The sequence below is a fragment of the Streptomyces sp. GESEQ-4 genome, assembly GCF_017948455.1.
Taxonomy (GTDB): domain Bacteria; phylum Actinomycetota; class Actinomycetes; order Streptomycetales; family Streptomycetaceae; genus Streptomyces.
In genome coordinates this window covers 62,560-75,823 of sequence record NZ_JAFFSU010000026.1, presented here as the reverse complement: position 1 = coordinate 75,823, position 13,264 = coordinate 62,560, and the positions used below count along the sequence as shown (strand labels likewise).

The following is a 13,264-nucleotide window of genomic DNA, read 5'->3' as shown; positions in this document are numbered from 1 at the left end:
CGTCTTAGGCTGAGGCTGTGCCGAAAGCGTACGAAGAGATCGAGGACGACCTCCGCCATCCGCGCCCCCGCGCCGTCCGCGACAACGCGCGGCACCAGTGGGAGAAGGACCGCGCCCGCCGTCCGCTGCGCACGCGGGCCGGGACCGGCGCCACGGAACACGAGACCGGACTGCACCGCGACGACCTCGTCTTCTACGCCGAGTACCGCACGATCGAGGCGCCGAAGGCCCTCGCAGACGCGTTCGGCGTCCCGGCGGGAACGCTGCTCCTGGAGCGGACGTACCGCACCCGCTGCGCGACCGGGACGGCCCCCTTCAGCCTGGTCACCTCCTACCTGGTCCACGACATGATCGCGGCCAACCCCGACGTCCTGGACGACAGCAAGGAACCCTGGCCCGGCGGCACCCAGCACCAGCTCTCCACGGTCGGCATCGAGGTGGACCGCGTCGAGGAACGCTTCACCGCCCGTCCACCGACGCCTCAGGAGGCGCGAGAGCTGGAGCTGCCGGCCGGTACGGCGGTGATCCTGCTGCGCAAGACGTCGTACGACATCCATGACCGCGTCGTCGACATCTCCCACGTCACGCTGCCCGGCGACCGTACGGAACTCGTCTTCACCACGACCCTGGAAAGGTGGTGAGCGCTGCCGTGAGCGGGCGCGTCGTCGTCGTCACCGCCGTGCACGCGCCCTCGGCCGCGTTCCTGGCGGACGCCCACAAGTCGCTGTGCGCACAGGAGTTGCCCGCCGGCTGGGAGTGGCGCTGGCTGATCCAGGAGGACGGCACGACCGATGCCGTCGCTCCGTACGTCCCCGACGACGACCGCGTGACCTTCCGTCAGGGGCGCCCGGGCGGCCCCGGTGTCGCCCGCACGATCGCCCTCGCGCACGCCGACGGCGACTACGTGAAGATCCTCGACGCCGACGACCAGCTCACCCGCGGCGCACTCGCCCGCGACCTGGCGGCACTTGAGGCCGACCCGACGATCGGCTGGGCGACGTCGCGGGCGCTGGACCTGTTGCCGGACGGCTCGACGATCGGCTTCCCCGGCGATCCCGGAAACGGCCCCGTAGAGCGCGGGACCGTACTGAACTTCTGGAAGGCCAACGACTTCCGCGCCCAGGTCCACCCGGCCACGCTGTGCGTACGCCGGGACCTGCTGCTGGCGCTCGGCGGCTGGATGGCCCTCCCCGCCTCCGAGGACACCGGCCTGCTGCTCGCCCTCAACTCCGTGAGCCGCGGCTGGTTCTCGGCGGAGGTGGGGCTGCTGTACCGCAAGTGGGAGGGGCAGGTCACCGGCCAGGCATCCCATGTCGATCCCGGCGAACGGGAGGCACGGATGGCGGTGGTGGAGGCGCGGGCACGGGCGTTGGTGGGGTTGGGATGGAGCTATCCGGGCGCTGGCTGAGCCGGCTGTTCCACCGCGGGGGCGGGCGTTGGCGGAACGGAACTGGGGTGGAGCTAGCCGTTCGCCGCGGGTGCGGGCGTTGGCAGGACTGCGGGGTCCTATCCGGGCGCCGACTGAGCCAGCCGTTCCACCTTCGCGGCGGCGGTCTCGGCCCGGCGTCTGGCCTCGCGGATGCGGCGCTCGGTGCGTCGTAGATCCTCGTGCGCCTTGCGCTCGGCGGCCCGTGCCTCCTCGTACTCGCCCTCGGTGCGTTTCAGCTCGGCGGAGAGTTCGTCCATGTGCCGCCGGAGCTGCTCCGCCAGTTTCCGCGCCTGGTCGACGTCGCGGGTGGCGTTTGCGGCCTCCTTCCGGCGGGCGCGCAGTTCGGCGTCGGCTTCGTCGGCTTCCTGCCGGGCTCGGTCCAGGCGTTCGCGACGCTGCTTGTCGGCTCTGGTGGGCGGCGGATTGGCGGGGGCGGTGCGTGGCTTGGCGCTGCGGGCGGGGCGCGGCTCGGCGGCGGGGGCGGCACGCGGCCTGCCGGCAGGGGCGGCGCGCGGCTTGACCGGGAGGGCGGCCGCGGGGAAACCGACCGTGGCGGTGAGGGGTTTGGCCAGTCGGCCGGTGGCCCATTCGCGGGCGGCCTCCGGATCGGCGAGGACCGTGTGCAGGGTGCTTTCGATCTCGCGCTGCGCGCCCTCGCTGAGGGGGTGACCGGCGTTCGCGGCCAACTGCCCCGCCTGCCGCGACAACGCGCTGATCAGGCGCCGCTGCTGCCGGCTGCGGGCCCTCAACTGCGCCCCGTCCAGATCCTGGTGCGCCTGCCGTAGGGCTTCCCCCAGCGTGAGCAGCGGCTCGATCTGCTCGGGCTGTTCGCGTACGAGGAGGTTGCTGGCCCACGCCGACAGGCTCGGGCGGCGCAGCTTGCCGATCCGCTCGGCGAGGGCGCGGTCCCCAGCCGTACGGGCAGCCGCGACACGGGCGGCGCGGACGGCGGTGAAGTCCTCCGGCCGCAGTCCGTACAGCTCGTCGGCGACAGCGTCCAGATCCATTGGGGGCCTCTCGACACCACAGTTCCGTCAGGAGCCCCCTCGACACCACAGGGCTCCGGACAATTTTCCCACTTCACGGCGATTCGGGCTCCGCGAGAGCCTCCGTCCCCGCCGCACCCCGCCACCCGGCGCCTGTCAGTGGATATGCCGCAAACGCAGGGCCTGCACCGCCACCCACCCCGCCGTCACCGTCCCCCACGCACTCGGACCCGCTCGCGCGAAGGCACCCCCATCTCCCCACTCACCCCCGCCGATCACCCACCGCTGCTCCACCGTGATGCAGGCACCGCGAGAGATCCCGCCCCCGTCGCCGCCCGCCGCCCACCGCGCAGCCCGGCGCTTGCGGGGTGCGGCCTGCGCCCACCCATGCCGCCCCAGGCGGCACGACTGCCCGCAGATGGGGCGGGGCCAGCGACTCCCCCGCCGCCCCCACTCACCCCCGCCGCTCACCCACCGCCGCTCCCCTCCGGCCCGTTCCGCCGGAGGTGGAGGTGCCTCTCGTCGGCGCCCCGAGTGCACGCAGCGCGAAGTCGATGACCTGCTCGCTCGCCTCTTCGGCGCTCTGGGCGCTGGGCCGGAGGATCTGTTCGTCGAAGGCGCGTTGCAGCACCGCCGCGATCGCTCGCGCGTCCGCCCGGACGTCGTTGACCAGGGGAAAGTCCCCGCTGTCGCGCCCCTGCTCCACGATGAGGGCGAGGATGGCCTCCGCCCCCTCCGCCGCACGGTTCAGCTCGGCGTCGTAGCCGCGGGCCCGGCGCACCTCCTCCGAGGTCAGCACGAGGACGCGCTGCCGTCGGCGCTTCTCCGAGACCAGACGCATCCGGCTCTGCACATAGCGCCGTAGCGCGTCCTCGGGGCCCTGTGCCGACGCGATGGCCGTCTGCAGCTCCGCGGTGACCCGGTCGTGGTCGCGGCGGAACATCGCGAGCAGCAGGTCGTCCTTGGAGTCGAAGTGCCGGTAGAAGGCACGGGTGCCCAGGCCGGTCTCCGCGAGGATGTCGCTCACCGAGACGGATGCCCCGCCCGTCGAGGCCAGGCAGCGATGCGCCGCCTCGATGATGCGCGCCCGCTCCGCGCGCTGATCCTGCTCCGCCATCGCCCCACTCTCTGCCGAAGAACGAAAATCACGATCTCGTGCGCCACCAGTCTAGCGATGGATGCGCTTCCCGGTTCTCCCCCGTTCTAACCCGCGCACCTATTGACATGCGTTCCCAGCCGAGCCAACTATGAAAACGCCATTTTCACCTGCCTCACCACCTCATCACCCCGCACCACCTCACCACCTCCAGGCGTGTCGATCGAAGGAGAACGACGATGGAGAAGATCTGGGCCAACTCGGCCGACTCACACTTCCTGGAGCCGGACGACCTATGGGTCAGCAACCTGCCCAAGCACTTGGCCGAGCTGATGCCGCGCTCGGAGAAAGACCCCGACGGCGCGTGGGAGACGGTCCACATCGACGGGATGTCGTTCCGCCGTGCAACGCCCCCGGTCAAGGTTCAGGAGTTCATGGAGGCCACGCATCGCGCGCCGGGCGCCCGGGACATCGGCCTGCGGATGAAGGACCTCGACAACGAGGGCGTCTGGGGTGAGCTGGTCTTCCCGTCGCTGGGCATGTGGTCCTCGTCCTTCCGCACCCCCGAGGCCCTCCGCGAGGCGCTGCGCGTCAGCAACGACTGGGCCTGGGAGACCATCGCGCAGGCCACTCCCCGTCTCGTACCGGCCGCACAGGTGTCCACCCTGGACGTCGACGACGCCGTGCACGAGCTGGAGCGGGTCGCCGCCATGGGCTACCGCGCGGTCTTCCTGCCGACCGCCCCGCACCCCAAGCAGAAGGACTACAACCACGACGTGTGGGAGCCCTTCTGGGCGCTCGCCGAGGAGGCGAACGTCGTGCTCGCCTTCCACATCGGCACCGACCCGGTCGATCTGACCACCGGCGGCCAGATCGGCGTCGTCTTCCGCGGCCCCGGCGGCGCGGTGCTCAACTACACCGAGACGACGTACGGCGGCCAGCGCGCGGTGACCAAGATGGTCGCCTCCGGCGCACTGGACCGGCACCCGGACCTGAAGGTCCTGGTCGCCGAGGGCGGCGCGACCTGGGTGCCGTTCATCGCCGACCGGATCGAGGAGGGCTACCGGCAGCACCACCAGATGGTCCGCCCCAAGCTCAAGCGCTCACCCCGCGAGATCATCTACTCCCAGGTGTACGCGTCCTTCCAGCACGACGCCACCGCGGTGGCCGCCGCCTCCTCGATGGGCTACCGCAACGTCATGTGGGGCAGCGACTACCCGCACATGGAGGGCACCTTCGGCCACACCCAGGAGACCCTGCACGGTCTCTTCGACGGAGTGGACCCGGCCCTGCGCGAGCGCATCACGGTGGGCGCCTTCGCCGAACTCTTCCCCGAGGTGCCGCCGCTGCCCGCCGGCGCGAACGCCGCCTGAGGCCGCCATGTCCGACAACGTCATGTACGACTCGCCGACCGAGTTCCTGCACGAGGTCGCCAGCTCCGGCAACCGCTGTATGGCCCAGTCGGTGATCCCGCGGGACGACGGCAGCTACATCTGCGCCTGTTCCTGCGAGCGCTGGGAGGTCGTCGCCCCCAGCCGCGAAGAAGGGCTGCGGCTCGCCCGCCGGCACACCAACTCCTGATCTCCACCCCGTAACCCAACGCGCCGGGAGGCGATGGCGATGACCGATCAGCGCAAGCGGATCTTCGACTGCGACCAGCACATGTACGAGGAGCGGGACTCCTTCACCCGCTACCTCCCCAAGGAGTTCCTCGGCACGGCGGTCGCCCCGATCACCCTGCCGGACGGCCGTGAGGTGATCCTCGCCGGCGACCGGATCGTCGTATGCCTGGAGCCGGAGTTCGGCCAGGTCTACCGGCCCGGCTCGCTCAAGGAGATGCTCAAGGCGATGGCCTCGGGCAACCCCGAGGAGACGTACCAGTTCGAGCCGATGCACGAGGCCTACCAGAACCGCGACGCCCGGCTGACGCTCATGGACGAGCAGGGCGTCGACCAGACGATCATGTATCCGGGCGGCTGGGCGCTGGTCGCCGAGGAGTACGTGAAATCGTCCGAGGCGCTGTACGCCAACGTCCACTCGTTCAACCGGTACATGAACGAGGTCTGGGGCTTCGACCACAAGGGCCGTATCTACGCCCCCGCCCTGCTGTCACTGCGTGACCTCGACAGCGCGGTCAAGGAGCTGGAGTACGTCCTGGAGCAGGGCGCCCGCTTCATCCTGCTGCCCACCGGGCCGGTGTACGGCCGCTCGCCGGGCGACCCGTACTTCGACCCGTTCTGGAAACTGGTCAACGAGGCCAAGGCGAGCGTCTGCTACCACATCAGCGAGTTCTACTACAACTCGCAGGTGGCGCCCGCCTGGGGCTTCGAGCCGAACCCGATCCACTTCCGGATGTCGGCGTGGCAGTGGATGAACACGTACGGTCAGCGCCCGATCGAGGAGACGCTCTCCGCGCTCATCTTCGACAACCTCTTCGGCCGCTTCCCCGACATCAACATCCTGGTGTCGGAGTTCGGCGCGGAGTGGGTGCCGCACTTCGTCCGGCACATGGACAAGAGCCGGGGCATGGGCCGCAACGGTCCCTGGATCGGCGGAAAGCTCGAGGAGCGCCCCAGCAAGGTCTTCCGCAAGCACGTCCGCGTGGTGCCCTATCCGGAGGACGACATCCCGAGTCTGGTCGCACGCCTCGGCTACCACGAGTCGCTGGTCATGGGCTCGGACTACCCGCACGCGGAGGGCGTCGCGGCGCCGGCGGAATACTGGAAGCTGATGGAAGGGCTGGATGCGTCCGTCCAGGAAGACATCATGTACAACAATGCCCAGCAGTTGATCACCCGTTGATCACTCACTGAGACTTGTCGATCATGTCGAGAGCCGCACCGGAGGCGCGCGATGAGTACCGGCATCACCGAGGCCCTGATCACCCTGGGCCGCCGGTACGTGCGCGACGCCCCGGTGCCGCTCGGCAAGGCACCACTGGCCGCGCGTTACCTCAACTCCCATCTGCGGGAGCATCCGAGGCGGCGGGTCGTGGAGACCCGGTTCGGCGCCCGGTTCGCGGTCGACACACAGGACCTCATCCAGCGCTACGTCTATCTGTTCGGCGTCTGGGAGCCCCACATGACGGCCTGGCTCCGCGGCCGGCTGCGCCCCGGCGACACCTTCGTCGACGTCGGCGCCAACGTGGGCTACTTCGCGGTCCTCGGCTCCCGGCTCGTCGGCGACACGGGCCGGGTCGTGGCCGTGGAGGCGTCCCCCGCCTTCCACGACCGGATGCGCCGGCAGCTCACCCTCAACAACTGCACCAACGTCCGCACCGTGAACGCCGCGGTCTCCGACGGCCACAAGACGCTCACCTTCGTCCTGGCCAGCTCCCGCAACATGGGCGCGAACTCCATCGTCCCGTACGACGGCCCGGCCGAGTCCACCTTCGAGGCCGAGGCCCAGCCGCTCGCCGAACTCCTCGACCCGGCCGACCTCGCCCGCGCCCGCGTGATCAAGATCGACGTGGAGGGAGCGGAGGGCAGCGTCGTACGAGGTCTGGCCCCCGTCCTCGACCGGCTCAGGGACGACGTGGAGATCGCCGTAGAGGTCACGCCGGACCGAATGGCCCAACTAGGCGATTCAGTGGAGGAGTTGCTGGAGACCATGCGCGCCCACGGCTTCCACACCTACCGCCTCCCCAACAGCTACAAACCGGAGAGCTACCCCCACGCCCTGCGTAGCCCGTCGCCACCGGTGCGGTGGCGGGGACCGATCGTCGGTGAGACCGAGCTGGTCTTCTCCCGCATGGATGCCGAGGAACTGTCCGGTTAGTCCGCGATCGTGATGGCCTGCGAAGGACACCTCTCCGCCGCTTCCCGCACCCGCGGATCGTCGCCGGTGTCCTCACGGCCCGGTATCACCGCACCGAAGCCGCCCTCCGCGGTGAAGACGGACGGCACCCGGTACACGCAATCGCCGGAGCCGTAACAGCGGTCGGGGTCGACGGAGACCTTCATGTCCCTTCCCGTTCCCGCCGGACGACCCCGTGAATCGAGCCCGCCGCTACCGGTCGAAGGGCAGCTCCAGCATCCGGATGGCGTTCCCCCGCAGCAGCTTGTACGTCACCTCGTCGGAGAGACCGGCCATATGCTCGGCCGCCACCTTCTTCGTCTCCGGCCAGGTCGAGTCGACGTGCGGGTAGTCCGTCTCGAAGGTCGCGTTGTCCACGCCGACGGTCTCGATGGCCTCGATGCCGTGCCGGTCACGGAAGAAGCAGCAGAAGATCTGCCGGTAGTAGTACGTCGACGGCGGCTCCGGAATCAGATCCTTGACGCCGCCCCACGCCCGGTGCTCCTCCCACACGTCGTCCGCGCGCTCGAGGGCGTACGGGATCCAGCCCATCTGCCCTTCGCTGTACGCGAGTTTGAGCCGGGGGAACTTCACCAGCACGCCGCTGAACAGGAAGTCCATCATCGACGCCATGGCGTTGTTGAAGCTGAGGGAGGCCTGGACGGCGGGGGGAGCGTCGGGAGAGGCGGCCGGCATCTGCGAGGACGACCCGATGTGCATGTTGACCACCGTCCCGGTCTCCTCGCAGGCCGCGAAGAAGGGGTCCCAGTAGCCGGAGTGGATGGAGGGCAGCCCGAGATAGGTCGGGATCTCGCTGAAGGTGACGGCGCGGACGCCCCGGGCGGCGTTGCGGTGGATCTCCGCGACGGCCAGCTCGATGTCCCACAGGGGGATCAGGCACAGCGGGATCAGCCGGCCGCCGCTGTCCCCGCACCACTCCTCGACCATCCAGTCGTTGTAGGCGCGCACGCACGCGAGGCCGACCTCCTTGTCCTTGGCCTCGGCGAAGGTCTGCCCGCAGAAGCGGGGGAAGGTCGGGAAGCAGAGCGAGGCTTCGACATGGTTGATGTCCATGTCCTCCAGCCGCGCCTTCGGATCCCAGCAGCCGCGCCGCATCTGCTCCCGGGTGATCCCGTCGAGCGTCATCTCGTCCCGGGAGAAGCCGACGGCCGCGATGATGCGCTTGTACGGGAACAGCTCGCCCTCGTACTCCCACCAGTCGGTGATCTGGCCGTCCGGATCCGTGGTGAACCGGTACTTCCCGCCGACGTAGGCGAGTTCGCCGATGCCGGCGGTGAAGGGCTGCGGCCCCTTGTCCCGGTACTTGGCCGGGAGCCACGTCTCGAAGAGGTGCGCCGGCTCGATCACGTGATCGTCCACGCTGATGACCTTGGGCAGATCCCTGGTATCGCTCACGCTGTACCCCTAATCTGACGATCCATCAGATTCAGAGGTTAGGGCAGCCTTCTCACGGCAGCAAGGGAATGGCGGCACGGGAACCGGCGCCCGACCCCGGGGAGGTCCATATGCAGAGCATCTGGCTGAGCGGCGCCGAGTGGCTCGCCGTCCTCCGAGTCGGCCTCGGCCTGTGGTGGCTGGAGAGCTGGCGGCACAAGGACAAGCGGGACTGGTTCGCCGGCGGCGGCATCAAGTGGGCGGCCGGCATCGCGGCGGAACACCGCTGGGGCTTCGTCCGGCAGGGCTTCGACCGCATCGTCAAACCCCGCCCGCGCCTCATGGCGTACGTCGTCGCGTACGCGGAACTCGCGCTCGGCCTCGGGCTCGTCGTCGGCTTCCTCACGCCGATCGCCCTGGTCGCCGGCCTCCTGCTCAACCTGATCTATCTCGTCCTGATGATCCACGACTGGGCCGAGCAGGGGCAGAACCTCATGATGGCGCTGATCTCACTGGTCACCCTGTTCGCGATGGGGTGGCAGTCGTGGTCGGTGGACGCGGCGCTGGGGCTCTTCGGATAGGTCGTAGCCGTAAGGACATCGAAGGACATCGCCCACGCGACCTAGGAACGCCTGCACCCCACCATCGCGACGGCCGTCCCGATCCCCACGATCACCAGCCCGATCCCACCGAAGATCAGCGGCAGCAGCCACAGCGAGGCGAACCCGTTGATCCGCGCATCCTCGGGGGCATCGGCGCGGTACAGCACCTCGACCCGCTCACCCTCCTCGTACGAGGGCGGGTTGGAACCCGTGGATTCCCGGAACGTCCTCGGCGTGCCGTCCGCCGACGTGAACTCCACCACCGGGTAGGCCGTGGGCTGGTCGTTCTGCCGCTGCTTGCGGGTCGCGCCGCTGTGGTCGTTCCGCCACTCCAGCGCCACCACCGTGCCCCGGGCACGCTCGGCATCCGCCAGGAACGAGACCGACACCCCCGCGAGGATCAACCCGACGACCAAGAACAGCGACCCGAACGCGATCACCCCGAACGCGATCCACCGGCGAGCACCCCGCCCCCGTACCTGAACCCGCACACCGTTCCTCTCACCTGTCCGGAGAGGGACGTTATCCCAGGCCGTACGGTCGCGGCGCTACAGCAGGCGGACGCCGATGAGGGGGACGTTCCATTCGTTTCTCTCGACGTTGCCGTAGCCGTCTTTGGCCGCGGCCGGAACCGCGAGCAGCATCAGCCCGGCGAGGGCAACGGCCAGGACGGCGCGGACACGACGCTTCACGATTCCTCCTCGGCGATGACAGTGCCGACCACCCTGCTCCGGGCCGCAAGCCCCGCCCGCCCGGACACGCCGCTCAGCTCGTGGGTTCAGTCGCTCGGTCGGCTCTGTAGGTCCCATTCTTGAGCGAGCGATCCAGATAAGTTACGGTGAGCGCATGGCGAGGACCCGGGAGTTCGACACCGAGGCGGCGGTGAGCCGTGCGATGGAGCTGTTCTGGGCGCACGGGTACGAGGCGACGTCGGTGCGCGATCTGACTCAGCATCTCGGGATCGGGCAGGGGTCGCTGTATGCCGCGTTCGGCGGCAAGGACGGCCTGTACCGGGCCGCGCTGGAGCACTACCGCACCACGTTCGCGGCGGCGGCCCTGCGCAGTCTCGACGAGGGGACGGACGCCCGGTCGGCGATCCGTGCGCTGCTGGTCGAGCGGATCCGGATCGCCGTCGAACACGGCGGCAGGGGCTGCCTGTTGGTCAATGCCGCCACCGAGCGCCTGCCGGAGGACCAGCCGACCCGGCGCACCGTGCGGGACGTGCTGGGCGCCAACCAGGACGCGCTCACCGACCTGCTGCGCGCGGCGTCCGAGCGCGGCGAGATCTCGGCGCGGCACGACCCGCACACCCTCGCCGCCTTCCTCGTCACCTTCCTCAACGGCCTCCTGGTGGCCTCGAAGATCACGCCGGACGCGCGCGCCCTCGAACCCCTCGTGGAGGTCGCGCTGACCACGCTCGACTGACTTTTCATGCCCTACTCGACTGACTTTTCATTGCCTGAATCTGTATCGGACGATCCAGATAAGGCGATCCAGATAAGCGATCCACACAGTGAGGTGAACGCATGCTCCTCGACCATCACGACGACCCCGTCCGCACAGGCCGCGCCAACGTCAACGGCACGAGCCTCCACTACCGGACAGCCGGGTCCGGCCCGGCAGTGGTGCTCCTGCACGGCGTGCCGAAGACCAGCTACCACTGGCGGCACCTCGTCCCGAAGCTGACGCCGCACCACACCGTCGTAGCGCCCGACCTCCGTGGCCTCGGCGACTCCGCACGCCCCGCCGACGGCTACGACTCCGCCACGATGAGCGACGACATCGCCGCGCTGATGCACCACCTCGGGCACGACACCTACAGCGTGATCGGCGAGGACTGGGGAGCGGTGATCGGCTACCAGCTCGCCGCCCGGCACCGCGATCACGTGAGCGCCCTGGTCTTCGCCGAGGCCCTGTTCCCCGGGTTCGGCTTCGAGGACCACACCGCGCTCACCCACGACAACGTCGCGAGCGGCATGCACCTGTGGCACCTGGGCTTCTACTTCCAGCCGGACGTGCCCGAGATGCTCATCGCCGGACACGAACGCGAGCTGATCACCTACATGATCAAAAACGAGCGCAGCCACCCGGACACCGCGACCCCCGACGCGATCGACGAGTACGTCCGCTGCTACTCCATGCCCGGCGGCATCCGCGCGATGCTGTCGATCTACCGGGCGATGCTCGTCGACGCCGAGCAGAACCGGCAAGCCGCCCGGAAGAAGCTGGACATCCCCGTACTCGCCCTCGGCGGCTCCGCCTTCATCGGCGACCGCAACGAGTCCCAGCTGCGCCAGTTCGCCCACGACGTCACCGGCCACGTCTTCAACGCCGGACACGACCTCGCCGAAGAGGTACCCGCCGAGATGGCCGACGTCGTACTGCCCTTCCTGCGATGAGCGTTCATCGCCGCCCGCCGAATACCCAGTCGTGCACCTCGACGTCGGCATACCGTTCCGCCGTCAGGACGGCCCGTGCCGCGGCCGGGTCCGGTGCCCTGAGCAGCACGGCCGTACCCAGCCAGGTCGCGCCGTCGTCGGAGAGCAGTGGCCCGTACGCGATCAGCTCGTCCCGGTCGGGCGGTAGGGCGACATCGGCGGCCGGCCCTGAGCCCAAGCCGAGCACCAGGTACCGATTGCCGTCGCTCGGGTCACCGGTGAAGTCCCACATGGTGCGCCCCAACAGGTTGCGCCACCGGCGCAGCAACACGTCCCGGTACGCGCCGGCCTGGTAGTTGGGCTCGTCGAAGGCGAACGCGCGGGCGGCAGCGGCATCCGGCAGGTCGACGATGTGCACGCTGCCGGTGGGCGTTTCGCCGTCGTCGGCGAAGGTCGGGCCGCGCGCGATCAGTTGCTTCGCATACCGGTCCATGTACGACCAGTGCTCTTCCAGCAACGCGTGGCGCAGCGTGGCAGATCCGGGCCGGTCGCGGTGGTAGCAGAAGTACTCCATGCCCCAGACCCTCCCCAACGTACGGCAGCAACTCAACAGACTTTCGCAGCGATCCGACAGCTCAGAAGCCCTCGTCGATCACCTTTTCCCGCATCAGCCCCTCCAACTCCTTGTCCGACAGCGGGTGGAGGGTGTCCAGCAGACGGCGCAGGCCGGGTTCGTCGAGGGACTTGCTGGAGACCTGGACCTCCGCGTCGCGGTGGCGGCGGGTGAGGGTGATGTCGCGGGTGCCGCCGGGGATGCCGTCGATCACGCGCATATCGCCGTCCGTGTCCACCGTGCAGGTCGCGTCCTTCCCCAAGAACTCGGGGCACCGCGGTGTCGGCGTGAGCGGCCGGCGCACCGTGAGGGCCACATACCCGTCCTGCTGAACGGAGTGGTACTCAATGCTGAAGGAGGCAGGGCCGACCACGGCACGGGCTACTCGCATGCCGGACGGCGTAGCGATCACGTACAGCAGCTCCGGATGCTCCCGGTACCGCGCCACCTCCGCCGCGTGCCGGCGCTGCTGCGCCTGCGCCGGGCCGACGAAGCCCCCATAGACCACACCGGCCGCCAGCGCGGCCACCGCCCCCACCCGCACCCACCGGCCCGGCACGAAGAACGCCGCCACCACGGCGTACGGCACCCCCGTCAGCGCGACTCGCGTACCGGCGCTCCCCAGGTCGACGTCCCCACCGTAGGCACCCACGCCCGCCAGGACGCCGAGCGTCCCGAGGGCGAAGACCAGGACCGCCCAGCCGAGCCGCCGGGGCGCGGAGTCGCACAGCGGCACCACAGTCCGGGCCGGTATGCCCGCCGTGGCCAGCAAACCCACCGTCAGCGGCACAGCCAACAAGAAGAGCAACACAGTCGCACCGGCCCCACCGCTCCAGCCCGTCACCACCACCCCGAAGCCGAGCACCGGCACCGCGGCCGCCATCGTCGCCCAGACCAGGAGGAGATGCAGAGCCGTCAGCGTCCCTCTGCCACGCGTCATGCCCGAAGCGTGCCAGCGCGTGTCCCGGCG

The 13,264-nt window shown here is 69.7% G+C and carries 17 protein-coding genes; 9 read left to right on the top strand and 8 right to left on the bottom strand.

Annotation, left to right across the window (positions count from 1 at the left end):
* Positions 1 to 17: 17 nt before the first annotated feature.
* Positions 18 to 641 (top strand): UTRA domain-containing protein, encoded by a 624-nt coding sequence (locus KCH48_RS34535; RefSeq protein ID WP_210580691.1) that lies wholly within the window; start codon positions 18 to 20, stop codon positions 639 to 641.
* On the top strand, positions 638 to 1,408 hold the full coding sequence (locus tag KCH48_RS34530; RefSeq protein ID WP_307841032.1) for a glycosyltransferase: 771 nt from the start codon (positions 638 to 640) through the stop codon (positions 1,406 to 1,408). The genes KCH48_RS34535 and KCH48_RS34530 overlap by 4 nt, the downstream gene beginning before the upstream one ends.
* Before the next feature lie 98 nt (positions 1,409 to 1,506).
* Here KCH48_RS34530 and KCH48_RS34525 read toward each other — a convergent pair whose 3' ends face one another.
* The gene (locus KCH48_RS34525; protein WP_210580689.1) at positions 1,507 to 2,436 is read right to left on the bottom strand and encodes a hypothetical protein; all 930 of its coding nucleotides are present in this window, start codon (positions 2,434 to 2,436) and stop codon (positions 1,507 to 1,509) included.
* 433 nt (positions 2,437 to 2,869) lie between these two features.
* Complete coding sequence (locus tag KCH48_RS34520; protein WP_210580688.1) at positions 2,870 to 3,532, bottom strand: TetR/AcrR family transcriptional regulator; 663 nt, start codon at positions 3,530 to 3,532, stop codon at positions 2,870 to 2,872.
* A gap of 218 nt (positions 3,533 to 3,750) precedes the next feature.
* On the opposite strand from KCH48_RS34520, the gene KCH48_RS34515 reads away from it, so the two are divergent.
* The 4 genes from KCH48_RS34515 to KCH48_RS34500 are packed head-to-tail and all read left to right on the top strand — an operon-like array spanning position 3,751 to position 7,288.
* Positions 3,751 to 4,884, top strand: coding sequence for an amidohydrolase family protein (locus tag KCH48_RS34515; protein WP_210580686.1), 1,134 nt, complete (start codon positions 3,751 to 3,753; stop codon positions 4,882 to 4,884).
* A 7-nt stretch (positions 4,885 to 4,891) separates the two neighbouring features.
* Positions 4,892 to 5,092, top strand: coding sequence for a hypothetical protein (locus tag KCH48_RS34510; protein WP_210580684.1), 201 nt, complete (start codon positions 4,892 to 4,894; stop codon positions 5,090 to 5,092).
* Between the two features lie 39 nt (positions 5,093 to 5,131).
* A complete protein-coding gene (locus KCH48_RS34505) occupies positions 5,132 to 6,313 on the top strand; it encodes an amidohydrolase family protein (RefSeq protein WP_210580682.1) in 1,182 nt (393 codons plus the stop codon).
* A gap of 51 nt (positions 6,314 to 6,364) precedes the next feature.
* A complete protein-coding gene (locus KCH48_RS34500) occupies positions 6,365 to 7,288 on the top strand; it encodes an FkbM family methyltransferase (RefSeq protein WP_210580679.1) in 924 nt (307 codons plus the stop codon).
* On the opposite strand, the gene KCH48_RS34495 is transcribed toward KCH48_RS34500, so the two are convergent.
* Both KCH48_RS34495 and KCH48_RS34490 read right to left on the bottom strand, forming a co-directional pair.
* Positions 7,285 to 7,473: a ferredoxin gene (locus KCH48_RS34495; protein WP_210580677.1), complete on the bottom strand. Its 189-nt coding sequence runs from the start codon at positions 7,471 to 7,473 to the stop codon at positions 7,285 to 7,287. The genes KCH48_RS34500 and KCH48_RS34495 overlap by 4 nt on opposite strands.
* A 46-nt stretch (positions 7,474 to 7,519) precedes the next feature.
* Positions 7,520 to 8,722, bottom strand: a complete 1,203-nt coding sequence (locus KCH48_RS34490) for an amidohydrolase family protein (RefSeq protein ID WP_210580675.1) — start codon at positions 8,720 to 8,722, stop codon at positions 7,520 to 7,522.
* 110 nt (positions 8,723 to 8,832) lie between these two features.
* Here KCH48_RS34490 and KCH48_RS34485 point away from each other — a divergent pair, with 110 nt between their 5' ends.
* On the top strand, positions 8,833 to 9,282 hold the full coding sequence (locus KCH48_RS34485) for a DoxX family membrane protein (protein WP_210580673.1): 450 nt from the start codon (positions 8,833 to 8,835) through the stop codon (positions 9,280 to 9,282).
* Between the two features lie 41 nt (positions 9,283 to 9,323).
* Here the strand turns inward: KCH48_RS34485 and KCH48_RS34480 are convergent, their stop codons facing one another.
* Both KCH48_RS34480 and KCH48_RS34475 read right to left on the bottom strand, forming a co-directional pair.
* On the bottom strand, positions 9,324 to 9,794 hold the full coding sequence (locus tag KCH48_RS34480; protein ID WP_210580671.1) for a DUF3592 domain-containing protein: 471 nt from the start codon (positions 9,792 to 9,794) through the stop codon (positions 9,324 to 9,326).
* 57 nt (positions 9,795 to 9,851) lie between these two features.
* Positions 9,852 to 9,995, bottom strand: coding sequence for a hypothetical protein (locus tag KCH48_RS34475; protein ID WP_210580669.1), 144 nt, complete (start codon positions 9,993 to 9,995; stop codon positions 9,852 to 9,854).
* Between the two features lie 154 nt (positions 9,996 to 10,149).
* Between KCH48_RS34475 and KCH48_RS34470 the strand changes: the two genes are divergently transcribed.
* The gene (locus KCH48_RS34470) at positions 10,150 to 10,728 is read left to right on the top strand and encodes a TetR/AcrR family transcriptional regulator (RefSeq protein ID WP_210580667.1); all 579 of its coding nucleotides are present in this window, start codon (positions 10,150 to 10,152) and stop codon (positions 10,726 to 10,728) included.
* A gap of 101 nt (positions 10,729 to 10,829) precedes the next feature.
* Positions 10,830 to 11,702, top strand: a complete 873-nt coding sequence (locus KCH48_RS34465; RefSeq protein WP_210580665.1) for an alpha/beta fold hydrolase — start codon at positions 10,830 to 10,832, stop codon at positions 11,700 to 11,702.
* A gap of 4 nt (positions 11,703 to 11,706) precedes the next feature.
* Here the strand turns inward: KCH48_RS34465 and KCH48_RS34460 are convergent, their stop codons facing one another.
* Both KCH48_RS34460 and KCH48_RS34455 read right to left on the bottom strand, forming a co-directional pair.
* Entirely contained in the window at positions 11,707 to 12,255 is a 549-nt protein-coding gene (locus KCH48_RS34460) for a YciI family protein (protein WP_210580663.1), read from the bottom strand.
* 61 nt (positions 12,256 to 12,316) lie between these two features.
* On the bottom strand, positions 12,317 to 13,234 hold the full coding sequence (locus KCH48_RS34455) for a hypothetical protein (RefSeq protein WP_210580661.1): 918 nt from the start codon (positions 13,232 to 13,234) through the stop codon (positions 12,317 to 12,319).
* Positions 13,235 to 13,264 lie beyond the last annotated feature (30 nt).